The following is a 23015-nucleotide window of genomic DNA, read 5'->3' on the forward strand; positions in this document are numbered from 1 at the left end:
GGTTCTTGCCAGATATCGTATTATTGGGTTAAAGCTGCGGAGAGCGGCACTGGTGACGCATCTCACATCAGCATGGCAATGTGGCAGACGATCGAGTTTTGTATGGAGTTACTACCTGCATGAAAGCCGACGATTACCAGACAAAATCGGGTGACGATATCCAGACAAAAGGTCGTCAAGCCACGTATCTGGAGGTCTCCCGCAATCTCGAGGAGCAGGTGCGCAGCGGTCAGTACCCGCCGGGCAGCCGCCTGCCGCCGCAGCGCGATCTGGCCGTCGAACTGGGCATCAACGTCTCCACGGTATCGCGCGCGTACAAGGAGTTGCAGGCGCGCGGGCTGATCGTGGCGAGCAAGCGGCGCGGCTCGATCGTCACCGGCGGGGCCATGCCTGCCGTCGGCGCGGCGGCGCAGCGCGGCAGCCAGGCGAGCGGCGCTGAAGCAAATGGCGTGGTGGACCTCACCGTCAACCGGCCGGCGACCGGAGAATTTCTCGCGCAGCTCGCCCGCACGATGGCATCGATCTCGCGCGACCCGCGCTTTGCCGAAACCCAGGAATACCAGCCGCCCCAGGGCGCCGAATGGGCGCGCGCCGCGGGCGCGCAATGGATCGCCGCACCGGGCTTCACGCCCTCGCCCGAGAATCTCGTGGTGACGAGCGGCGCGCAGCACGGCCTCTATGCGGTCCTGAGCAGCCTGATGGGACACGAAGGCGTGATCCTTTCGGACAAGCTGACCTACTACGGCCTCAAGGCGCTCGCGCCCGTGTTCCAGTTCGAGCTGGTCGGGATCCCGAGCGATGGCGAAGGCCTCCTGCCCGATCAGCTCGAAGACGCCTGCCGCCGCATGCCGGTGAAGGCGATCTTCACCGTGCCGAACCTGCAGAACCCCAGCGTGGTCACGATGAGCCTCGAGCGGCGCCTCGCGCTCGTGGAGATCGCGCGGCGCCATCACGTTGCGATCATCGAGGACGACGTGTACGGGCCGTTGCTGCGCAAGCGGCTGCCGACCATCGCGAGCCTGTGCCCCGAGCTGACCTTCCACGTGGCCTCCACCTCGAAGGTGCTCGCGCCGGGGCTGCGCATCGGCTATCTGCTCACGCCGCCGCACGGTGCGCCGCTCGCGGCCGAAGCGGTGCGTACGACGGCGTGGATGCCCGCGCCGCTCACCACGCTCATCACCACGCGCTGGATCGAGGACGGCACCGCGCAGCTCATCCTCGAAGCGCAGCGTGCGGAGCTGCAGGCGCGGCAGGAACTCGCGCTCGAGATCCTGCCGCGCGAACTGCTCAACAGCGACCCGGCGTGCATGTTCGTCTGGCTGCGCGTACCTGCGCCCTGGCGCTCCGACGACTTCGCCGCCAACGCACTCGCGCGCGGTGTAAACACCATGCCCGCCTCGGCGTTCGCGGTGGACCGCTCGACACTCGAGCACGGCGTGCGCATCAACCTCGCGTGTGCAACCTCACGGGAGCAACTGGCGCGCGCGCTGAAGGTTCTCGCGCGCACGCTGCAGGACCGCCCGCGCGCCCTCTTCGGCACGATCTAGGCCGCACCCGGATTTTCCCCAATGAGCCGGTGTCGACGGGCTCGCCTGCGGCGCGAGCCCATCGACCATGCGCACGTCCATGCGCAATTTCTTCCGCTGCGAGTGCGCCTCGCGCAGCCCGAATCGGTCATAACGTCCGCGATGTTAGGCAACGACGTGGCGTGCCGTTCGCGCTCTGGTGGACTTCACATCCATCTGCATCACGTGCGCACACATTCGGCTAGCAGGAAGCAAATGAGGTACTAGAATGCATTGGTGCAAGTGATGCAAAGGCAGTCTGTTCGGCAGGAACGTTCGACAGTTTGATGTTTCGAGTTCGTCATTGGAGGCATGCTCATGACGTGCCTGAACGAAAAGATTGTCGGTGCAGCCTTTTTGATGCTGAGCGGTTATGCATTCGCTCAGAGCACCGGTGTGAACATTCCCGAAACCATGACGGTGGCCAATATCCCGTCCATGCCGATGGAAGTGGTTCCAGCGCTGCCACCGGAACCCCTGGCGTACCTCCACCGGTACGAATTGGAATATCAGGCGAATCAGTCAAAGCCGTTTTACGCGGAAGTCGAGAGTTTTTATAGCGCGCCGGTGGCACAGGACAAATATCATTACGACTTCGTGAAGTCGGCGCCCGGCAGCAGTTACGGTGCGCAGCAGGCTGCGCGGCCAACTTCAGATTATTTGCAGATGGGCCCTTCCACGGCGCCGCAAATCTCGATTCTGCAGGTGCCGGACAGCACGCTGAACATCGGCGCCCAGCCTCAGCGCAGGCTTTCGCTGACCGTAGACGAGTGGGTGTTTTCCGCCACCGCGCGCGTCGCCATTCTTCATTCGCATAGCACTGGCGCGACAGTTACGGTGCGGCGCGGCTTCTAGATCCGCGTATTTTAATTTGCCGTCGAGTCGAGAATTAGCGCAACCGGAATCAAGTGTGCTTTTTGAGGCAATTTTAGGTAAGGATTGCAGACCTCCCGTAAGCCGGCATTTCGCAACCGCTTACGGGATTCGTCATTCACGACAAGCTCGCACCTGTTCGCGCTAGCGCAACGGCGACGACACCGCGTAACGCACGAGGCTCGCGTCACGCTGCATTTCCGTAATGCTCGCAGCCGAGCCCGGCCGCCGGTAGAAATACCCTTGCGCGTAGCGAATGCCCAGTCGCTGCAACAACTCGTGCTGCGCCTCGGTCTCCACCCCCTCCGCAATGATCTCCATGTCGAAGTGGCTGGCCAGCGCCACGATCCCCTTGACGAGTTGGTCGCCGCGCGCCTTCAGCGTCTCGAACACCGCCTCGGTGCGGGCGCGCTGTTCGAGCAGGAAACGCGGGTGACGTGCAGGGAGCCCATGCCCGGATCATGTCCGGAACGGGGCGCGCCATCCATGCACAGGTGCTTTTGTATGAACAGATGATACGTTACGTCAGCCAGTTTCCTCACAGGCTGATTTTTCTGTTTTCGCGCGCGCCCGCATTCCAGGAACGGCGCATGCTACAAGGCATCGCGTGCTGAACCGCGCCCTACCCGATGAATCCTCCCAATACGACCGAGACGACTGATAAGCCTCCCATCGTCGAAACCAGGCTGCCCGCGCGCCTCGATCGCTTGCCGTGGGGCCGCTTTCATGTGCTCATCGTCGTGGCGCTGGGCGTCACCTGGCTGCTCGACGGTCTCGAAGTCACGCTGGCCGGTGCGGTAGCAAGTGCGCTGAAAACGAGCCCGGTGCTGCATCTCGACAATGCGCAGGTGGGCCTGGCCGGCAGCGCGTATATTGCCGGCGCGGTATGCGGCGCGCTCGGTTTCGGCTGGCTCACGGATCGGCTGGGCCGCCGCAAGCTCTTTTTCATCACGCTCGCCGTTTATCTGCTGGCCACCGCCGCGACAGCGTTTTCATGGAGCTTCGCGAGCTTCGTGGTGTTTCGCGCGATCACGGGCGCGGGCATCGGCGGCGAGTACGCCGCCATCAATTCGACGATCCAGGAGTTCACGCCCGCGCGCGTGCGCGGCTGGACCGACCTCAGCATCAACGGCACGTTCTGGGTGGGCGCGGCCATCGGCGCAGCGGGCTCGCTCGTGCTGCTCGACCCACACCTGCTGCCCGCGGACTGGGGCTGGCGCGTGTGCTTTTTCATCGGCGCAGTACTCGCGCTCATCATCTTGCCCATGCGCCGCTGGATTCCCGAAAGCCCGCGGTGGCTGCTCACGCACGGCGAGCACGACGAGGCGAAGCGCATCGTGGAGGGCATCGAAACGCGCTTCCGCGATGTGGGCCACACGCTGGAAGACCCGCCAGGCGACCCGCTGCGTCTGCATGCGCGCAGCCATACCCCGCTGGGCGCGGTGTTTCATGCCATATTCGTACGGCACCGCCGTCGCGCGCTGGTGGGTCTATCGCTCATGACCGCGCAGGCCTTCTTCTACAACGCGATTTTCTTCACCTACGCGCTCGTGCTCACCGAGTTCTATCACGTGCCGGGCGGCGACGTTGGCCTCTATCTGCTGCCGTTCGCGCTCGGCAACTTCCTCGGTCCGATCGTGCTGGGGCGGCTCTTCGACGTGATTGGCCGGCGCACGATGATCGCCGCGACCTATGCGCTCTCGGGCGTGCTGCTCACGGTGAGCGGCTGGTTGTTCGAGCAAGGCATGCTCACTGCGACGATGCAAACCGGCGCGTGGATGGTGATTTTCTTTTTCGCCTCGGCGGCGGCGAGTTCCGCCTATTTGACCGTGAGCGAATCGTTTCCGCTGGAGATCCGGGCGCTTGCCATCGCCGTGTTCTATGCGTTCGGCACGGCGCTGGGCGGCATCATCGGCCCGGCGTTCTTCGGACGACTGATCGATACACACCAGCGCAGCGAAGTGTTCACGGGCTATGTGGTGGGATCGGCGCTCATGATCGCGGCTGCACTCGTGGCCGCGATCTGGGGCGTGGACGCGGAGCGCAAGTCGCTCGAACATGTGGCCGCGCCGCTTTCGGCTGTGGGGGAGGAGTGAGCTGGCTGCGTTACTGCGTTGCCTTCTGTGAAGGTGCGTCGGCCGCGAGCAGCAGCTGGTTCACGAGTTCGAGCTTGAGCGGTTTGTCCGGATCGAGCTTCTTCTTTTCGATCACGTACTTCCACCCATTGCCACTACCAGGATTGCGATAAAACGCGACGATCGCCACGTATTGCGTATCGCCCTTCATCGCCTGTGTCAGGCTTGCGGAAGCCCCGGGGTTGAGCGCGGCCGCCATGCTGTCCTGCAGGTCCTGCGCGAGAACGGTGCGATCGTTCTTCAGCAGATCGTCGTAAGAGGCGCCATCGAAGAGCTTGCGGTCCTTGAGTTGATAGACGCGCACGGCGACCGAAGTCGGACGACCGGCATCATCCGGATTCAATGCCTGACGCGCGGCGAGATCGACGTTGAGCACCTTGACCTTCTTGTAGAAGACCGCGTGAAAAGCATTCGACGTGGTGTCGGAAACAGCCTGCCACGCTCCGCAACCCGACAGCAGGAAGACAGATGCGGCGGTGGTAACGGCCAGACGGATAAACATGAGAGATGCCCGGTTATGCACGTTGCGGACTCAGGTAAGGGTTCGGCGCCGGAGTGGGAAACGCCGCGACGACCCCGAGTGGAATAGTGATCATGCGTTCTTCTTCGGAGGGCAGGACCGTTGTCCAGCCAAGCCGCGGCGCGGGTTCGGCGGCGGCCGAGCCGATTGCCGGCAGTGGCGCAATCCTTGAGGACACCTGCATACGCAGATGGATGTCGGCCTTCACGCCCACATACAGTTGCACGAAAGCCATCAGTTCGCGGTTGAGCCACGCTCCGGGCAACAGGGCGTGCGCCTGCTGTGCGTTGCCCGGACGCAGCGTGGCCCGCGCGGCACGACTGCGATAGGTCAGTCGCTGGCCCAGCACGTAGCCTCCCCCTAGCCCTTTCTGCGCGCCGGCCATCACGGGTTCCGGTGGTGTCGTCGGGCATGAAGTCAGCGGCCGCGGCTTGCCGGTTCCCGTGATCGCCGGAAAAAACTCGTCGACGCGCACGTCCACACCCGGCAAGGCCAGTGCAATGACGCCCGCGAGCCCTTCTGGCGTACGTGTTTTCTGGGTCAGCAGGCCCAGCAGCGCGAGCATGCGTGCATCAGGCAGCCCGGCGCGTTTGGGCTTGTCACCCCAGCCGAACCCAACCAGACACAACAGATTGAGCGAATGCGGGTCGGTTGCGCCCGGACGAAAACTCTCCACATAGCGGTACTTTTTCCACGCACGGTAGAGCATCGTGACGAAGCGGTGATTGAAGCAGTCGAGAAATGACTCGACGGCCTCATGCCCCTCTTCGCGCAAAACGATGTCGTCGATCGGGTGTGACGGCATCGCCGCGTCGACGCCGTAGAGGCCCATGAACGTCGTGCGCACAACAGGCGTCTGATGCCGTCTGGACTCGTCCCATGCATCGCCGAAGTCGACTGTGGCGACTTCGCTCGCGGGAAACCCGGCGCGCGGCCACGAGCCGAAACGCACCGGCTCATGCTCCGGCGTATCGCGGGTTCCGAACCCGGGACGATCTGTGGCGCCGACCTCCAGCAGGCGGCACAGTTGCATGAAACTCATCTGCGGCGCACGGGCCAGCAGGGACGCGACCAGCGGTTCGAGATTGGGAGGATCCTGAGGCTTCATAGCGGTGCGCGTTGTGCCTTGCTGCGCGGCCAGACAGTGCGGGTCTGCGACGGCAGGCTCACGATCGAGAGCTTCGTGAATAAATTGATTTCCGCATACAGCGCGAAGAACTGGTGCAGTAGTTCACCAAAGAGCATGACGTCGCCCTCGCCAGCGAACGCCTGCGCATCGAGCGTCACTTCGATCAGCACCCCGCGCTCGACCACGCCGCCCGACACTTCCTCGAGCAGTTCCTGCGAAACCCGGAGAATGGCGGCAAGGCGCCGGCGGTTCAGCTCATCGTCAGTCCAGTCGTAAAGCGCGAGCGCGCCGCGCAGCACCTCCGCGTTCATCATCGAGAGGAAGTTCGGAGCGAGATGCGAAAGCACGCGCCACTGGAACCGGTCGCCCGTGGGCGGATACAGCGGCAGCGTGGGCGCGACGAGATTGCGCACGCCCGTGACGTTCGGCGTGCTCGCGGCGAGTTCGCTGATGCTCGCCTCGCGCAATCCCTTGCGCGGCAGCATGCCGTTGGTGCCCGTCACGCGCAGCGAGAGGCTTTCTTCAGGTAGCGTCTCCAGCGTTTCCCACGCATGACCGCCAAGGATCACCCAGGTCTCGTGCAGCCCGGAGACCCCGAGCCGTACGCGGCCATGGAAGTACCGCTCCGGCGCCTCATGCCGGAGCATGCCCCCGCGATGCCTGAACGTGGCAAAGGGGACGTACTCGTAGCGCTCGGCCGTCTCGTGATCGAACGTCTCGATCGCATCGACCGAATAGGTTTCGACGTGCTCCCCGTGATGACCGGCTGGCACGACGCGATACTCGGTTTCGTGATGGTCGATTTCGATCGGTTCCGCGTCGAGTTCGAAGAGGTTGATCACCGGTGCGCAGAACAGTCGAATGTTCTCGCTGGTGAAACGCTGGTCTGATGGGTAAGCCTCATTGAGCACGAATTCCAGCTCGAAGCGGGTCGCTTCCGGGGGGAGCTTCGCGACGTCCAGGCCGCACAGCTCGACGAACAGAAACTTCTCGCGAAAGGAAAAATATTCGAGCAGGAGCTGAAATCCAGAAAAGGCAGCATCGGCTTTGGGCCACAGCCGTTCCTCTGTCGAGAAACCCGCGGGCTCGATCGTGATGCCGGGCAGCGGCACAGGCTCGCCGTCGCGCACCTGTGGAATGCGCCAGAGAATCGTGTCGACCTGGCGCGTGAGTGCGAGGTGCATGGAGAACGCCACCGGCAGATCGGCGTTCAGATGCAAGCGCACGCGCGAAAGGTCGGTTTCCTCGCGGCGCGCCGAATGCTGCAACTCGAAGCCCAGCCGAATGACCGAGCGGCCGTCATGGCGCACGGCAGGTCCCGCGTGCGTGATGGCAAGCGGCTGCAGCATGACCGCCTGGGTGGTCCGGTATAGACATTGCACGGTGCGTGCCGTCGTGCCCTCGCTGCCCGCGGGCGGCACGCTGATCGGCGCCGAACGCACCGGTACGCCGGCCGGCACGACCTCAGTGCGCTGGAGTTTCTCCCGCAGGGGAATGAGTTCAGCGATCGAAAGCGATGGAATCATGCGCAGATAGTGCGGCCACAGCAGGCTCACGAGCCCTTCAGTGAGCTCCGGCAGTTCGTCATCGAGCTTCTGCTGAAGCCGCCCTGCCAGAAACGCGAAGCCCTCGTGGAGCCGCTCGACATAAGGATCGCGGTCGCCGACGCGGTCGAGGTTGAGCATGCGCGCGCGGTCGGGATGGGCCTTGGCGAACTCTTTGCCGGATTCACGCAGGTAGCGCATCTCGGCTTCGTAGTAGCGCAGGATGGGATCGTCGTTGTTCATCTATTTTTTCCGGAGCAGATTCACGCGATCGCCAGCGCGCGGGCCGGATCGAGCTGGATCAGTTCGGCCTGCAATTCACCGATACGGCGGGCGAGAACGGGTTTGTCGGCATCCTTGCGGTTGGTTGCCGCTTTGAGCGCACGCAGCAACTGGGACTTGACCTCGAACACGAGAGAAGGCTCCCAGCGCATGAGCGGCAACGATTGTGCGGCCGTGTCCAGTTCGACAAGCAGCGCAACTGCCGTATCCGCGCGACCGGCATGATCGGCGAGACGCGCCATCACGAATCGCTGAAGATAGCGGTGCCGTTCGGTCCGCATCCCTGGTAGCGCTTCGAGCCACGCAAACGCTGCTTCTATACCGTCGTGCCCGGCCAGATCCCGCGCCTGCGCCTCGATCTCCGGCCAGTCGCCAGCGCTCTCCTCGTCGCCGTCTGCGGATACCGGCAGCGGTGCCATGCCCTCGCCCGCTTCGAGGTCGCGCACCACGGCGTGGCGCGCAATCCATTCGAGCGTCGTATCGTCGGCGAACGGTGTGCCGTCGCTGAACGACAATCGCTCAATCCCGGGAAGTCGTTCGAGAAACAGGGCGAAGTCCGCGCGCAGCAGCTCGCGCCATGCGTTGTAGGGCGCGCCGAGGTGGTCGAGAGCGGTATGCTGGAAAAACTGCAGATCGAACCAGAGATGATTCACGCCTTCCATGAACGTACCCTCGACACGTTCCAGCAGTTCATGCCACTGCTTTTGCAGCACGAGCCGCTTCATCTGCTGACGCAACTCCGCACGTGGGGCCGTGAGGCGCGTGTGCGAAGCGGCATTCGATGGTGGCACCTCGTGCAACGTGTCCCAGCGCACGGCGCGCACGAGGCGCACCGATGACAGATAGCCGTTTTCCTGGTCGTGCAGCCATGCCGCCATCGTGCGGGCCTGATCGAGAAGGTCACGCGTCGAAGTGATCGGTCCGGTTGATGGACTTGCCGTGGCGGGCAACGGGGGTGCAGAAATCGCCTCTTCTCTGGAATCCGAACCGTTCTTGCGCTCGAAGCGTGAGACAAGCGGGTGCAGGTTGGGTCGTGCGGTCTCCGGCCAGACGCCGATGAGCGTCACCAGTACGTCGAGTGCCGCGAGCGCCCGCTCGAGGTCGCCAGGTGCAAATTCGCCGCGGCTATCGAGGAGTTCCATCACGCGCGTGGTGGCCAGCATTTCAAGCGCGCCCTTCTTCGCTTCGGCACGCGCGGGCAGCACGGCTTCGCCAAAACGATCGACGAGCGCGGCGGCGAGTTCCAGACCGTCAGCGAAGCCCGCAGGTCCATCCTCGCGCAGCCGCGCAAACGCATAGTAGCCCGCAAGACGCAGATCCTTGCCGGTCTCCTTCAAAAGCTGCTCGCAGGAACGCACGATCAAACTCTCGTCGATGTCCGAAAGTTTGCTCGCCTCATCCTTGAGGGCGAAGAACGCATCCTCGTAACCGGGATCGCGGCCAACGCCCGCCTCGCCCGCGAGCGGCTGCAGCCAGGGCGCCCACGCATCCAGACGCGCGCGGACAAGTTCCCCGGCATCTTCACGCGCCGGCAACAGGCTTCTGAACAGTTCTCCGAGCTTCATTGGACCTCCGGCGCGGAACCACGGGGCAACGGCATGGCCGCCTGTTTCGCCGCGGCCAATGCGGCCGGCGGCAACGGCGACGGACTGCTCGTGGCGATCCTCGGACCTGCCTTCGCGCCGCCGCCTGCAAAGATCCTGGTGGGCAACGTGAAGTGACGGAGTTGCAGCACGCCGAGCGGTCCCGCACCGCCGTCGCTGCGTAACTGGACCTTGAGCGGGATGCCCTGACTCGAGTCTGGCGTCCATGTCAGCAGATAGCGCGCGTTGTCCTGCTGGGACGCCTTTGCACGCTCCAGCAAACGGATCGGCCCGAACCGCCCCTGTGCGTCGAGGGCCGAGCGCAGGCCGCCCTGCTCCGTCTGCCATTCGATGTGCGACAGGTTATCCAGCGACTGGCCCGGCCACTCGAACGGCACCCATTCTTCCTGCTGGTTGAAGTAGTGCAGATCGTTGTTCGAGAACACGATTCGCATATCCGTAATGCCCGGTGTCGCGACGCCGCGCAGATCAAAGCAGATATGGGCATCGCCGGACGGGAACAGCACGATCCCGACGCGTAACAGCCGGTTCAAACCGTCGAGGAAGCCCGGATCGAGCATGAGCGCGCCGTGATCCGCACCTTGCGCGGCCACCCACCTGTCTCCCTGACGCTCGACGATGCCGGCCAGCTGCGTCGCGACGAACTGCGCGATCACGCCGCTGTCGGGGCGCATGAAACGAACCATGTCGGGTATCGAAGCGTCGTTATCCGAGTCCGCGAACGGATAACGGCCCCCGAAGGCCTGATTCCAGTCGGCCACGATTGAATTGCGCCAGATGTCGTTCAGACTGGCCGCCGCCGGCTGCACGACCGCCTGCCAGGTCTGATTCAACGGCGCCTGCAGCATCTGGCCGAAACCCGCCCATTGCTCGCCGAGACTGGCGGCCACACGGCTCGCGTAGTCACGGCTGTCCGCGATGTCGGACGTCTTGCCCTGCAACACGGACTGCGCGGCCACCCGCGCCATCGCCTCAGTGTCGGCGCTGTTTGCCATTTGTTGCAGCTTCAAGCGCATCGACGTCACGCGTTCGAGATAACGGGCGAGACTCAGGTCCGAAGTGGACGCGATCTGCGCGGCGGTCTTGCCGGTTTGCGCCGGCGCGCCGGTTACGAGGTCGCTGCCCGTCAGACGCAGGATCGGCCCGAACGCGTCCGCGAGCGGGACGAGTTGGGGCTGCGCCCGCTTCGACGGATCCTTTTCGTCGTTGCCGACCAGCTGCTGCGCCTTGCTGATCAGGGAATCCGAGAGCGATTGCGTCGCTGCGCCCGCGCCCGCCTGATACACGACTGCGTTCATGAGCGCGACCAGCGGGGAGCGTTGCGGGTCGCCGAGAAGCGTGAGCTGATCGGCAGTTGCCGACAGTGTCGGGGCGGACTGCCAGCGCAGGCTGTTGAGGAACAGCTCCCATACACGCGCGTAGTCGTCGAAGTACCGTTGTCGCAGTTCGCCTTTCAGGGTCGACGACGCCTGGCTTCCGGACTTCGCATCCGAAAGCACCCAGTCGCCGGCAACGCTGCCCTGCTCGCTCGCTTCGTCGATCGCCTTCGAGATACGTTGTTCCCACGCGTCGCGCGTGAAGATGCCCGGGATCGTCTGCGTCGTGTTGAAGAGGCCGCGTCCGGTGGTATCTCCGAGCAGTGTGGGCAGAGAGACCGGTGGGTATTTCGGTTTCGCGTCGTCAAGGATCTGTTGATAGACCGCATCCGTCGAGTTCTGGATGCCGCGCACGCTGATGATCGTCTGACGGGTGGCCGCGACGAGGCTGCTATCTGCCGCAATGGCAAGCGCGCGGCTACCGGTCGACGCTTGCGTCCCGATGTGACTCGCCAGGAACGCAATGGTGTGCTGACGCAGATCGTCCCATGTCCCCGATGTGACCGATGAGTCGAACGGGCGTGCCGGAACGGCGGTCGCAAGGAGTTGCGGAGTCAGGAACGATGCCGCGGCACGCTCGGGCTTCGCGAGCATCAGATAGGCTTTGAGCGTGTCGTAGGCGGCCTGCGCCTGCGCGTTGCCGCCGCTCGCGATTTCTTCATCGGACATGGAGGCGAGTTGGCGCAGACGGTCCTCGAACTTCTGGCGGATCGGGCTGACGAGGATGCGGCCGGCGGCATCGGCATAACTGGGCCGGAGGGCGGCTAACAGCGTGCGGTCCTGATTCAGGCCAAAGCGAGTCATCAACGGTGCGCCTTCGCGCTGGCGCACTTCGAGCGTATCGATTTGCTTGTCGAGGCTGTCCAGTGTCTGCATTGCCTGCGTGGGACTCTGGGTGCTCGCAAGTCTTGCGATCGTGTCATTGGCGGCGCTGATCGTTGCGCGGTTCGTGAAACCCGACACCATGGTGCCCACGGTCCAGAGGCCAACGGCTGCCGTGGCGATCCATGCGGTTGTCGTCGAAAATGAAAACCCGACGCGCCGGCCGTGCACCTTGCGGCTGTGGTCCGCGATGGTTTGCCAGATCGAGTGGTGCTGAGGGGACGCGCTCTCCTCTTCGGACTCGCCGTCTCCTTTATTGCTTTCGGTTGGTGGGGCTAGCTCGCGCTCCTTGAACAGCGGCGCGAACAGGAGACCGTGCACGGCGTGGCGCCAATGCTGCGCAGTGCGCAAGACGAGTCCCGACAATGCGCTGCCCACCCCTTCGATATGTTGCGAAAGCTCGGCCGGATAGCGGTCCCGATTGTCCTGGGCTAGGCGTGCAACGCCAACGTCGGCCAGCGTGCGGGTGAGACTATCGAGAGAGGTATCAATATCGCTGGCGTTGACACGAGCGTTTGACCAAGTAAGGCCGATGGCTTCATCCGGGCCCGCTGTTTCGGTGCCGAAGTCTGTGACGTTGAGCAGGTAGGCGGGTGCTGCCCAGCGCAGGGCCCGGGCGTGGCGCGCGAGGCGCTGGCCGGGTTCGTCGTAGTCAAACGGCGCCTTGCTCGCGATGCGATTACGCGTGACTGCGACGAGCGCGTCAACCGGGCGACGAGAGCGAAGGCGGCGAATGTGGTCAAGCCAGTCCATGTCGATCTTAGTGCTAGTCTGCTTTGCATAGAGCAGGACGGTATCACCGGTGATCACGTACCCCGAGCTGACAAGCTCAGGTGCCAGCCGTTTGACCAGTGGCTCATCGCCAGCCACAAGAATCCAGCGTTCGCGAAAACGCCAGAACATGCCGTGCCGCGCTTTCAACGCAACATGCAACGCGTTCCGTCGTGCCAAGGCAAATTGCGGTCCGTTTCCAGCCGCTGATTCCTCCCGCGCGAGTGGGTCCCGCCTATACGCGTCGCGACGACGTAGTGGACTATGACGCGCTACGGCACCCCAACCGTTGGTCAACGGTGCGCGCGCCAGGATCAGAATGACACCGAGTCCGCACACCCAAAGTACTCGTCGTACGGGCGACGGATCGAAAGTCGCACCGTGGTCCACAGCATACAGTGCTCCACCTGCTGTGAGGGTTACGACGGTGATCCAATATCCGGAGAATTTCGGCCATTTCATGCTTCAGTACCCGCGTGATCCTGCTCATTTTCATCTTGTTGAACAACCGAAAACCGAAGCGTCCCTTCGCGGGACGCAACAAGTTGCGGGCACTTCGCATGAAGTGCGTTCTCTATACCGAGTGCAATAGCGAGCCATGCAGATACCTCGCCAACATCGCCGAGGAAACTGCTTATGTCGCGAATCGCTTCAACATCACCTCCCTTACGACGGGTCGCCGCTTGCGGTTCGATGTATTTTGCAATCGCGACTTTCTCCCTACCACCTATGCCACTTAGCCATACGTCCTCAACCCTATCCAGACTTGCCTCCCCCCACAGTAACGCGCGTGCTATCGCAGATTCGAAGTCTTGTGGGGGGCTCTCTACAGGGCGATGCAACAGCGCTATCGGGCGAATTCCATGCCGCCGCGCGAGAGGGGCCCAGCCGAGCAAAATTGCAGTGGCTGCTTCAGCGCCTTGGCCCGTCGGACCTTCACGCAAACGTGCGCTCACATACAGCGTACAGCGTTCGAGTGTTGGGCCGCCACGAATGTCTAGCCATTCGTCTAGCTCCATCACCCCCCTATCGGGAAAAACTAGCGAAATGATTGCGGGCCGCAGCTTTGCTGAGGACCAAATTCCTCTCCAAGCTTCTAACAATGCATCCCGATTGACGTTCTCCGGCAACTGCAATCGGATCGAAAGCGGAATTTCCGAAGGGAGTAGTCTGATAGCTCGTGCGATTGAGGACGTGAGTTCCTTGAAGCAAGCCTGATAGCGGGTAGGATCCTCATCGTCACCGGCGAGCCCAAGCGAGTCATATTGACTTCGCTCACCCCCACTATCCTTCGTTGATGAACCGTTCCCATATTTATTGCACAAGAGCGTGCTGACTCCATTCGTCCCAGCGCCCGTCAGATATGAATAACCTAGAACCGCCAGAGGTTCACCGGCAAATTTGATGCCTTCACGCCTGTCCTCCTGCCGCGCGGTATTGCCTGCTTCGATACGCGCACATTCCTGCTCCCAATACAGGGTTCTCAGGCCAAACGATCCAGCCCATGCCAAAAATGGCCATCCGAACAGTTGAATCCAGAACCTCGCGGTGTTGGCAGGATCGCCAGGAGGCCATGTCGTCAACGTGTAGACGGCGCCAACGACAATCGTAATGACGAGAAGGGCCAACCAATTGACGACGTTCGGAGGTGACGGCTCATGTTCATCACCCTTCTCTCGAGGGAGTTCCACCGGCATCCGTGACCTTTCAGATCAGGCTGGAAAGGAGACGGCACCCGCACATGGCACGATGCCCATGTCGTGCGATCGGCACGCCGTCATCCGTGATTGTTTCGTCACCTTCAATAATTAGGTTGGGACTGATATCGTGGAGCGGACAAGTCACTTCATCGCCTTTTCTCGCGACCCTGCGCCCTTCGAACTCCATAGAGTTCGAAGCGCTCACGACCCGACCGCCGTGATCTGTGTCGTCTCCCAATCTGATAATATTGATCACTCTGAATTCTCCAATGTTAAAGAATCAAAACTACAGCCGCTCTCTTTAACAATGCCTTTATGGATTCGCCACGCGTACCTATGCGGTCGCGCCCGTACTTTCGTTGGTTCGCTCCTCCTTCGCAAGGTTCCAGTCGTTTTCTGGCTCATAACCTTGGTCACCGAAATACATCATTCTCCAGTTTTGCAGTTTTGACATATCGGCTCCGAATCCCGCCACTGAGTCATGGACGAGGTAGTCAAAAAAATCAAGCAAGGACTGGCGCGTAGAACTCGATCCTGTAATCAACGAAACATCTTCGTACGCGCGCGCAAGCATTGCTTCACGTAAACTCAGAGACTTCCCGTTCAGTTTCTTTGTCTCAGCATCGCCCGACGCTCGATTGACGGCATTTCCGCCGGCGGTGATCTTGGCCAGTTCAGCCTCGACGTCCTTCACGAGATCGTTGTTTCCCGTTTGCGCAAGCACCTGCTTCGCAGCCGGAACACGTGCACGAGCGGCTTCGTCGTTCGTCAATTTGGACAAGTAACTCCGCGCTAAATACAGTGGATAAAGGTGCTGCGCAACGACCTTCTCGACCGGGCCGGATGCGTGAGCCCGTGCTTGGTAAGCATCGAAGAGCGCGACTGTCCTTTGCGACAGTGCGAATGTGCTTTTCGTATCCACGTCCATTTCATTGAAAGCTCGAAAGGGAACACCTGCCGCCAGCGCCGCTCGATACATATGCAATAACGGAACCTGACTTAGCTTTTCGTCATCGGTGAGTGACCGCGTCTGCTCACCAGGCGCATATCCACCGCCGATGTCGGAGTGAACACCGGGGTAAATTACTTCAATACAGTTCGGAGGGTAGTGATTTCCGTCACGCACCGAATCGAGCGGGAACGAATCTCGCACCTCGTGCGCAGCTACGTAGTGAACGCATTGCTCAACCATCGCAGGGATCTTCAGATTCTTTGCCCAAGCATAGTGTCCGTCCTTCGGAACAAACGTGAGGGCTGAGCTCAGCGATGGAAAAAAGCTTTCGGTCGCAATCTTAACAATTGGGCTGCGATCCAGATATTTTGCACTAGACGGCAAGCCAGCCGAAGCTACAGTATCCATTAATCCCATGAAATACAGTCGAATAGGATAACCTTGGTATTGCCAACCATCACCCACTTTTTTGCAATCCTTGGCGATTCGAACAGCAAACGCACGTGCAAGCGCTGCTCCTCGGGAAAAGCCAAACAACGATGCGTTGATTGTCCGGATCGGCTGCCTCGGGTTTCTTGCTCGTGCCTTCGCTTTCCGAATTCGATCGTCAAACTGTTGACGAGCCCACTTCAGGCGCTTCTCGCCACCGACTCCGACCGCGAGTCCTAGGTCGGAGTATGTACGCTCGCCTATTTCCGGAAATGGCGTTCCCAAACCAGGAATATAGATCGGATATCTTCCCGTTTCGTCGTTTTCTAGTTGATGCGAAGAGAACAACCTGGAAACGTTACTTTGTTTCAACTTCGGTGTGTCGTAATCGAAATTGTTCCCAGTGCCGTCGAAGAATAGCGATAGCCAGATCGATTGCGAGCAATCTGCGGTGCCAGGTTTCCTCTTCGGATCGGTGCAGTGCATCGCCGCGGCTCGCTGCTCCCGATCAAGTAACGTAAGCGACCTTAAGCCCGCCGCCAGGGGAATTTCGGCATTGTCAAGCATCATCTTCGTCCTTTATCGAACATAGGGAAGCCTTCTCTCAAGCTTCAACCGAGGCGGCGAAGGTCCATCACGCCCAGAAATGGCACCTTCGATGTGCCCATCCGGATAGAAGTGAATCTCAAGATAGCTGGGGTCCTTGGGGATAGGACCGGTTACCTCCACCTTTGCTGACTTATATGGCTGGGACGGTTCAATCATCTTCCTGGGCGGATAAGATTCGAGAGCACTCATTTTGTACTTTACTTCTACCCAGAACGGTGTCACGGTGTCGCGGTCCATCACGACACAACACATCGTTTTTCCTCCGCCGGCCGTTGGCGTGCTCAATTCCACATTCCCTCCCCCTGCACCATTAACGGAGAAGTACGCAACCGCTCGATCGGTATAGTTATAACCGAATACGCCGAGCATGTAGGGCTCTCTTTTGCAGCCCATCAGCGTCGCGGTTGACAATAAACAGAGCAAGACGGTGATTACGCGATCTTTCCGAATTCTCTTCATTTTTTCAACCTTTATCGAACATAGGGAAGTCGACTCTCGTTTCACACAGAGGTCCGTTTCATTTCATCGAATTCTTAACGAACATAGGGAAGTCGTCTCTCAAGCTTCAACCGAGCCGGCGAAGGTCCATCACGCCCAGAAATGGCACCTTCAATGTGCCCATCCGGATAGAAGTGAATCTCAGGATAGCTGGGATCCTTGGGGAGAAGTACGCAATTGCTCGATCAGTATAGTCATATCCGAATACGCCGAGCATGTATGGCTCTCTTTTGCATCCCATCAATGGCACCGCTGACAATTCGCAAAGTAAGACAGTGATTTGCTTAATTCTCGTTGAAATTGTCATCATCTATTCGCCTCGCGTCGACCAAAATGGGCGTAGTTACCATACGCTACCCATACTGCATGACCGTCCCCATCAGGCAGAGTCATCACTTGAATCACCCATAGCTCTCGTCAGTGAGGCTCGCACACGGTTTGCCAACAGGAGTGTGCTGTTCTTCTCATTTTCGCTCGCATCAACCAAGGATCGCTCGCAAATTCGATATCGGGTTGCGGAATCGAATTCGTCTAAAAGGTCGCTATCGGTCAAACGAAGTGTGTAAAGCACTGAATCCGGTAAGCTCGCATCAATGAAAGCCTTCGCCTGCTGCTCACTCAAGCTCAACGGCGCGCGATAGCGATCGACTTCTCCTGAACTGCCCTCAACGCGTCGCAATTGAAGATTTCTGTCAAGGAACCACCATTCTCGGGTCATCGCGAAAAACGGCGTTCGCTGCTCATCGGAGAGAGCTCTATCCAGAACGTCGAGTGACCGCGTATCAAAATACTTCAAATGCCATTCGCTATGGTCTTCAAAGACAACATCAAGGCGCTCGCGCAGTGCGTCGGCGAGTGGCTCGAACTCGAGAGAGGAGAAAAGAAATGAGACACTTCTGAAATCACCGAGACAGCATTCTGCGAGTCTTTCGAGCGATCTCGACGGATGCTCGGTTCCCTGAGAAAGTCGCACCAGAAATGGACCGTATTGGTCGTTTCCAGTCTCGCGTCTCGCATCAAAGATCAATGCGAGACGTGAGTCCGCCACTTCCGGTCCAAACCACTGGGTGAGTTCTGCGTACAGTGCCGGCTGCCCAACCCCATAGACAAGTGCGCACGCCAGGAGCTCAGAATTGGCACGCTGGAATTCATGCACGGCGTTGGAAAGCAGTTCTATATTCATTTGTTACCCAACAATGCGCCTTGATTGTATTCAGCAAGAAGGCACGGAATGCACACCGATTTCGGCAGGAGGGGGAGAACGGGTTGCATACTTTCAGCGCCTGACTTGTTCCACGAGGCGCATTTCTCGAGAATGCTTCCCGGGGTGCCATTTTCAATACCGCCTGCGGAAATGCGGATGTAGGATCCTCCGGCGCCGATCCACACTTCCTTTTTGGCCGAGAGAACAAGCCGCCCGTTCGTGCTTGCTACAGCGAGATCCTTCAGAGCAGCGACTAGCATTTCGTCGCTATGCGCCATTATTTCGCCCTTCCCCTTGGCGGCCAGAACTTTGAAGCCATCGTTCAACGCGAGCAGAGACACCGAATCACCAGCCGCTACCGCAAAATGATTTTTTGCTCCGATGTCCACATTACCGCCGGCGGTTGCAATCAAATTTCCAGCCGCACTCATCTGCAGGTGGGTTCCTGAGGTCAGGCCCATGCCATCTGGTGCACTTGCAAGTATTCCGGCCTGCCGCAAATCGTCTAGCGTTCCGTTCAGCAGCGCTTTTTGTGCTTCATAGTCTGCTGCAACCGCATTTGCAGCTCTTGCTGCCTCGGCGAGAACCTGCATTTGCTCCAAAGCGCGATCGAGCAACTCCTTGGCTGGCTGCATGTCGAGTTGCTTACCCTGCGCATCGAGCTTTTTATCTGCCGACAGGAGCAGTCCCTTTGCACCTCGGACCGCTACATGGCCGTCCGATCGCAGCTCCGCGCCCCGCCCCCGCTCCTTGCGATCCCCATCAACCATATGCCCGAGATTCAATTCGCTGGTCTGAAACGGCGTGGTCAGGTGGATATGCTCAATACCTTCCTTGTCCTCCATCCGCAATTCGTTCTGCGCGGCCGTGCGGATGAGGTTTCGGGTGTTGTTGAGGTTATTGACGAGATCAGGATGCAAACTATCGTGCATCGCGCCGATGATGATCGGACGATTAGGATCGCCCGCCGTGAACTCCAGCGCGACCTCCGCCGAATCGATCAACGGGAAGTGATGACCATAGTTGTCGCCGCTATACGGCTTGGCAAGGCGCACAGGCCGGCTTGTGCCGCCGGGGCTCCACTCGTCCAGGTCGAACGGCAGCTTGATGACATACCAGCCTTGCTCGGTCAAGTACGAGTATTTGTAATCTCCGGGCGACGTAATGCGGGCCGGGAGAATGCCCGTGATGACCTTTGGTTTGACGTCAGTCATCGAGGTCCGCCAGACGCGGTCTGACGGAATGCCCTCGAACGTCACCCGATACGACTTATTGCGCGCGCCGTGCGAGCGCACCGATGTGATGAAGATCCCATGTTTTGCGTCAACCTGAACCGGGTCGACCTTCATGACTTCACCGGCCTCCAGCCAGAATGGATTGCCCATCCCCGTGAAGATCACCTGGCCGGCGAGATGCGCCTCATGACGCAAACGCGCGATGCGCTGACCTTCCTCGGGCGTTTCATAGTGTTCGCCCCAGTGATAGTCGACCGCGTTCGTCGTCGTGTCGCCGCGTGCCGCGTTTTCCTCGACCAGCAGCGATACATCGGCCTGGCGGTGGTTGTAGTCATGCAGCCGCACTGCTTCCGGCACGCGGTGGGTACGGCGCGTGAGCGTCTTGATCGAGTCAGCCCCGACATTTGCAAGGCCCGAATGGCGACGATAAGGCACCGTACGCTGCTTGCGCGAATACGCGTCGAGATCGTCGCCGAACACCACGACGGCGTAATCTTTTCTCTGCTCCCAGCGAAACCAGATGCCCTCTTCCGCGCAGATGCGCTGGATAAACGCGAATGTGGTCTCGTGGTACTGGGTGACGTACTCGTGCCGCTTGTATTGGCCCCGCAGCTTGAACACAAAGTCGACACCCGCCCGATACCCATAGTGACGCAGCGTAGCGGTAATGACCTCCTCGACTGACTGCTTCTGGAACAAACGACTCGTCACGCCGCGATTGAGGTCAGCCAGCTTCGGTTCGAGGCGCACGCGGTAACGCGTTTCATCGGCGGACGTCTCAAGCTCGTCGAACTTCGTGATGATGCCGTGAATGGTGTACGCCGGCGGCTTCTTGCTAAAATTATCCGCATTGTCTCCGTACATCCGGTGAAGGTCCCCGAGGTTCGGATCAATGGGATCGATCATGAATCTGGCCGGGCGCCCCAGCACCTGGTCCATCGGAATACCCGCCGTCGGGCTCGTGAATTGAATCTCGTACCAGTACAACCGGCTGACCTTATCCTCGCCAGCGAATTTCAGGATCGAGAACGGCGCGGGATGCGGCGCCAGCTTCAATTCATAAGCCTGCAGAGGCATGACCATCGACATCGAATCTCTCCCGGATACACAATGACGGCAAAAAACTGCCGGGGCGCCCGGCGCGCCCCGGCAGCGACTACTTGAAACGTCAGATCAACTCTTGGCCTTCGGCATCTGCGACACCAGCGACAGGCCGATGTCCATGCCCTCGACCTGAAAGTGCGGGATGATGAAAAGCTTGATGCGGAAGAACCCCGGGTTGTCCTCGATGTCCTCGACCGTGACCTTTGCCTCGCGCAGCGGGTGCGACGCCTGCAGTTCGTCGCCCGGGTCCTTCATCTCGGTCACCAGACCCTTGATCCAGTTGTTCAGCTCCAGCTCGAGCAGCCGGCGATCCTTCGTCGTCCCGATGTTTTCGCGCTGGATGAGCTTCAGGTAGTGCGCAATGCGCGATAGCAGGAAGATGTACGGCAGGCGCGAGTTGATGCGGCTGTTGGCAGTCGCTTCTTTTGTTTCGTAGAGCGCTGGCTTTTGCGCCGAGTTCGCCGAGAAGAAGCAGGCGAAGTCGTGGTTCTTGTAGAACGACAGCGGGATGAAACCCAGGTTCGCGAACTCGAACTCACGTGTTTCCGGAATGAGCACCTCGGTGGGAATTTTCGGCTGGGCGCCGGTCCCGAGGTCATACAGATGGACCGGCAGGTCTTCGACCTTGCCGCCCGCCTGCGGACCGCGGATCTGGACACACCAGCCGTTGTTCACGAAGCTGCGCGTCATGTTGGCTGCAAACGCGAAGGAAGCGTTCACCCAGAGATACCGGTTGTGATCCGGGCCCTTCACCGCTTCTTCATAGTTGAAGGCGCGCACCGGCACCGTATCCTTGCCGTACGGCAGGCGGCCGAGCACGCGCGGCATGGTCAAGCCTACGTAGCGGGCGTCATCGGTGTCGCGGAAGCTCTTCCACTTGATGTACTCGGCGCGGTCGAAGTAGTTGCCGATGTCCTGGATGGCAGCGACTTCTTCCATCGTCTTCTTGCCGAAGAACGCGGGGCCCACCGAGCCTATGAACGGCATGTGGGCAGCCGCCGCGACCTTCGAGACGTTGCGCAGCAGGGCGATGTCCTGCGGCGAGTTATCGAACTCGAAGTCGCTGATCATCGCGCTCACTGGCTGGCCGCCAGGCGTGTCGTATTCCTCAATGTACGTGAGGCGATAGAGGCCGCTCTGGATGAGTTCGGACGCGTCCTCGAAATCGCGTTGCAGCGCCTCTTTCGAGACGTCGAGCAGTTCGATGCGTGCATTGCGGCGGAAGTCGGTGCGCGAGACCAGCATCTTCACGCCGCGCCAGCGACCTTCGAGCGCCTGGAATTCGGGCGCGTGCATCACCGCATCAAGCTGGCGACTGATCTGGCGATCGAGCTGCCCGATATGGAAGTCGAGCAGCGACTTGTCGAGGCGATCGACCGGCTGGTTCGACTTCGCCACCAGTTCGAGAAACGCGCCCATGCCGCGCGCGATGCGCTCATCGGCCGAGGCTTCGGAAAGCGTGTCGCCGTCGCGGAACGCTTCGAGCGGGCGTGCCTCGGCGACGGGTTTGAGATTGATCCTGCTACACAGCGCGGCGTACACGCTGTCTCCCTCGAGCACAACGGTCTCGGTTGCACCCGTGGCGGCTTTGTTCTGGCTCATTGCGGTTCCTGTCTGCGTTTGAAACACAAGCTGATTGCGAAAAGCGGTGAATGCCGCCTTGGCGCGGCGCCGCTCAGGCATGCCCTTCTGGCTGGGTCGCAGCCGTCGCGAGTTGCGCCAGTTCGCCGCGCAGTTTGTCGGACAGACGCTTGTCCTTCAGGACCTTCTCGAATTCGCGGCGGAATGTCCCGTTATCCAGCAGATTCGATTTGAGGTCGCGCAGCAGGTTGCGCATGGCGAGCAGCGCCTGGAGTTCGGGAATCTGTCGGGCCACCTGCTCCGGATCGAAGTCCTTCAATGAACGGAACGAGAGGTTCACGGGCAATTCGCCGCCATCTCCAGCCAGCGTATTTTCAACGCCAAACTTCAAATTCGGCGCATAATCGCCGAGCACGGCATCGAAATTGTTTTTATCGATGTTGACCTTCTTTCTGGCGGCGAGCGGTGCATTTTCCGCGCCCGCGCTAAAATTAGCGGCAACAAGCAACTTGAGCGGCAGTTCAACTTTCTTCCGGGCTCCGCCCGTGTGAAGATCCAGGGTAATCGATACGCGGCTTTTTGGGATTTCTCTCTGAAAGCTATCCATAGTATGCCTAATTAATTAATGTTCACGATTGCGCAGAACTGGACGGTCGCGATGCGGTGTCGCGCGCTGCATGCGCGGTCCTTCGCCACATGCATGCTCGTAGGGATCTAGTACCGAAGGCACCCCATGGCGTGGTCTCCATTCGTGCGACCTGTTTGCGACGGCCCATTAAATCTGATTATGCACATGCCGTCAATTGGAATTTCTTTTCGACCTTATCTCTAAATACTCAATTGTTAAATTTTTGAATCAGATTCTTGAATATTTCACGATAACCAAAACAATCAATATCAACATTCGAGATTGACATCCATCATGTTATTTTTCAGAAACAAATATCGAGATACGCGATCAGCATATTATTTTTATGCGAGTTGTTATCGTTTGTCAGAACTCAAATCCAATTCGATACAAA

At 60.1% G+C, this 23015-nt stretch carries 17 protein-coding genes; 3 read left to right on the top strand and 14 right to left on the bottom strand.

From position 1 onward, the window contains the following. Positions 1-119: 119 nt before the first annotated feature. Both AB4Y40_RS32640 and AB4Y40_RS32645 read left to right on the top strand, forming a co-directional pair. On the top strand, positions 120-1547 hold the full coding sequence (locus tag AB4Y40_RS32640) for a PLP-dependent aminotransferase family protein (RefSeq protein WP_368691392.1): 1428 nt from the start codon (positions 120-122) through the stop codon (positions 1545-1547). Positions 1548-1883: 336 nt separating this feature from the next. Beyond that, positions 1884-2420 carry a hypothetical protein gene (locus tag AB4Y40_RS32645; protein WP_368691393.1) on the top strand — a complete coding sequence of 179 codons (537 nt, stop codon included), beginning with the start codon at positions 1884-1886 and terminating at the stop codon, positions 2418-2420. Positions 2421-2582: 162 nt separating this feature from the next. Here AB4Y40_RS32645 and AB4Y40_RS32650 read toward each other — a convergent pair whose 3' ends face one another. Further along, on the bottom strand, positions 2583-2831 hold the full coding sequence (locus tag AB4Y40_RS32650) for an EAL domain-containing protein (RefSeq protein WP_368691394.1): 249 nt from the start codon (positions 2829-2831) through the stop codon (positions 2583-2585). Between the two features lie 236 nt (positions 2832-3067). Between AB4Y40_RS32650 and AB4Y40_RS32655 the strand changes: the two genes are divergently transcribed. Then, a complete protein-coding gene (locus AB4Y40_RS32655) occupies positions 3068-4534 on the top strand; it encodes an MFS transporter (protein WP_368691395.1) in 1467 nt (488 codons plus the stop codon). Positions 4535-4544: 10 nt separating this feature from the next. Here the strand turns inward: AB4Y40_RS32655 and tssJ are convergent, their stop codons facing one another. The 13 genes from tssJ to tssB all read right to left on the bottom strand — a co-directional run bounded on the left by tssJ (position 4545) and on the right by tssB (position 22600). After that, positions 4545-5075 carry a type VI secretion system lipoprotein TssJ gene (tssJ, locus tag AB4Y40_RS32660; RefSeq protein ID WP_368691396.1) on the bottom strand — a complete coding sequence of 177 codons (531 nt, stop codon included), beginning with the start codon at positions 5073-5075 and terminating at the stop codon, positions 4545-4547. 13 nt (positions 5076-5088) lie between these two features. Beyond that, positions 5089-6201: a type VI secretion system baseplate subunit TssG gene (gene tssG, locus AB4Y40_RS32665; protein WP_368691397.1), complete on the bottom strand. Its 1113-nt coding sequence runs from the start codon at positions 6199-6201 to the stop codon at positions 5089-5091. After that, a complete protein-coding gene (gene tssF / locus AB4Y40_RS32670; RefSeq protein ID WP_368691398.1) occupies positions 6198-8009 on the bottom strand; it encodes a type VI secretion system baseplate subunit TssF in 1812 nt (603 codons plus the stop codon). Before tssF ends, tssG begins: the two co-directional genes overlap by 4 nt. A 20-nt stretch (positions 8010-8029) precedes the next feature. Next, positions 8030-9613, bottom strand: a complete 1584-nt coding sequence (gene tssA, locus AB4Y40_RS32675) for a type VI secretion system protein TssA (RefSeq protein WP_368691399.1) — start codon at positions 9611-9613, stop codon at positions 8030-8032. After that, positions 9610-13143 (bottom strand): ImcF-related family protein, encoded by a 3534-nt coding sequence (locus AB4Y40_RS32680; RefSeq protein WP_368691400.1) that lies wholly within the window; start codon positions 13141-13143, stop codon positions 9610-9612. Before AB4Y40_RS32680 ends, tssA begins: the two co-directional genes overlap by 4 nt. Further along, complete coding sequence (locus tag AB4Y40_RS32685; protein ID WP_368691401.1) at positions 13140-14378, bottom strand: hypothetical protein; 1239 nt, start codon at positions 14376-14378, stop codon at positions 13140-13142. The genes AB4Y40_RS32680 and AB4Y40_RS32685 overlap by 4 nt, the downstream gene beginning before the upstream one ends. Before the next feature lie 10 nt (positions 14379-14388). Continuing rightward, positions 14389-14637 carry a PAAR domain-containing protein gene (locus AB4Y40_RS32690; RefSeq protein WP_368691402.1) on the bottom strand — a complete coding sequence of 83 codons (249 nt, stop codon included), beginning with the start codon at positions 14635-14637 and terminating at the stop codon, positions 14389-14391. Between the two features lie 78 nt (positions 14638-14715). After that, entirely contained in the window at positions 14716-16332 is a 1617-nt protein-coding gene (locus AB4Y40_RS32695) for a DUF2235 domain-containing protein (protein ID WP_368691403.1), read from the bottom strand. Positions 16333-16341: 9 nt separating this feature from the next. Further along, positions 16342-16830 carry a DUF3304 domain-containing protein gene (locus tag AB4Y40_RS32700; protein WP_368691404.1) on the bottom strand — a complete coding sequence of 163 codons (489 nt, stop codon included), beginning with the start codon at positions 16828-16830 and terminating at the stop codon, positions 16342-16344. Between the two features lie 418 nt (positions 16831-17248). Next, positions 17249-18052 carry a DUF4123 domain-containing protein gene (locus AB4Y40_RS32705; protein WP_368691405.1) on the bottom strand — a complete coding sequence of 268 codons (804 nt, stop codon included), beginning with the start codon at positions 18050-18052 and terminating at the stop codon, positions 17249-17251. Then, positions 18049-20397: a type VI secretion system Vgr family protein gene (locus tag AB4Y40_RS32710; protein WP_368691406.1), complete on the bottom strand. Its 2349-nt coding sequence runs from the start codon at positions 20395-20397 to the stop codon at positions 18049-18051. The genes AB4Y40_RS32705 and AB4Y40_RS32710 overlap by 4 nt, the downstream gene beginning before the upstream one ends. 84 nt (positions 20398-20481) lie before the next feature. Then, positions 20482-22014 carry a type VI secretion system contractile sheath large subunit gene (gene tssC, locus AB4Y40_RS32715; RefSeq protein ID WP_368691407.1) on the bottom strand — a complete coding sequence of 511 codons (1533 nt, stop codon included), beginning with the start codon at positions 22012-22014 and terminating at the stop codon, positions 20482-20484. Positions 22015-22087: 73 nt separating this feature from the next. Next, a complete protein-coding gene (gene tssB / locus AB4Y40_RS32720; protein ID WP_368691408.1) occupies positions 22088-22600 on the bottom strand; it encodes a type VI secretion system contractile sheath small subunit in 513 nt (170 codons plus the stop codon). Between the last annotated feature and the right edge of the window lie 415 nt (positions 22601-23015).

Origin of the sequence: Paraburkholderia sp. EG287B, assembly GCF_040965595.1 — a bacterium.
GTDB lineage: Bacteria > Pseudomonadota > Gammaproteobacteria > Burkholderiales > Burkholderiaceae > Paraburkholderia.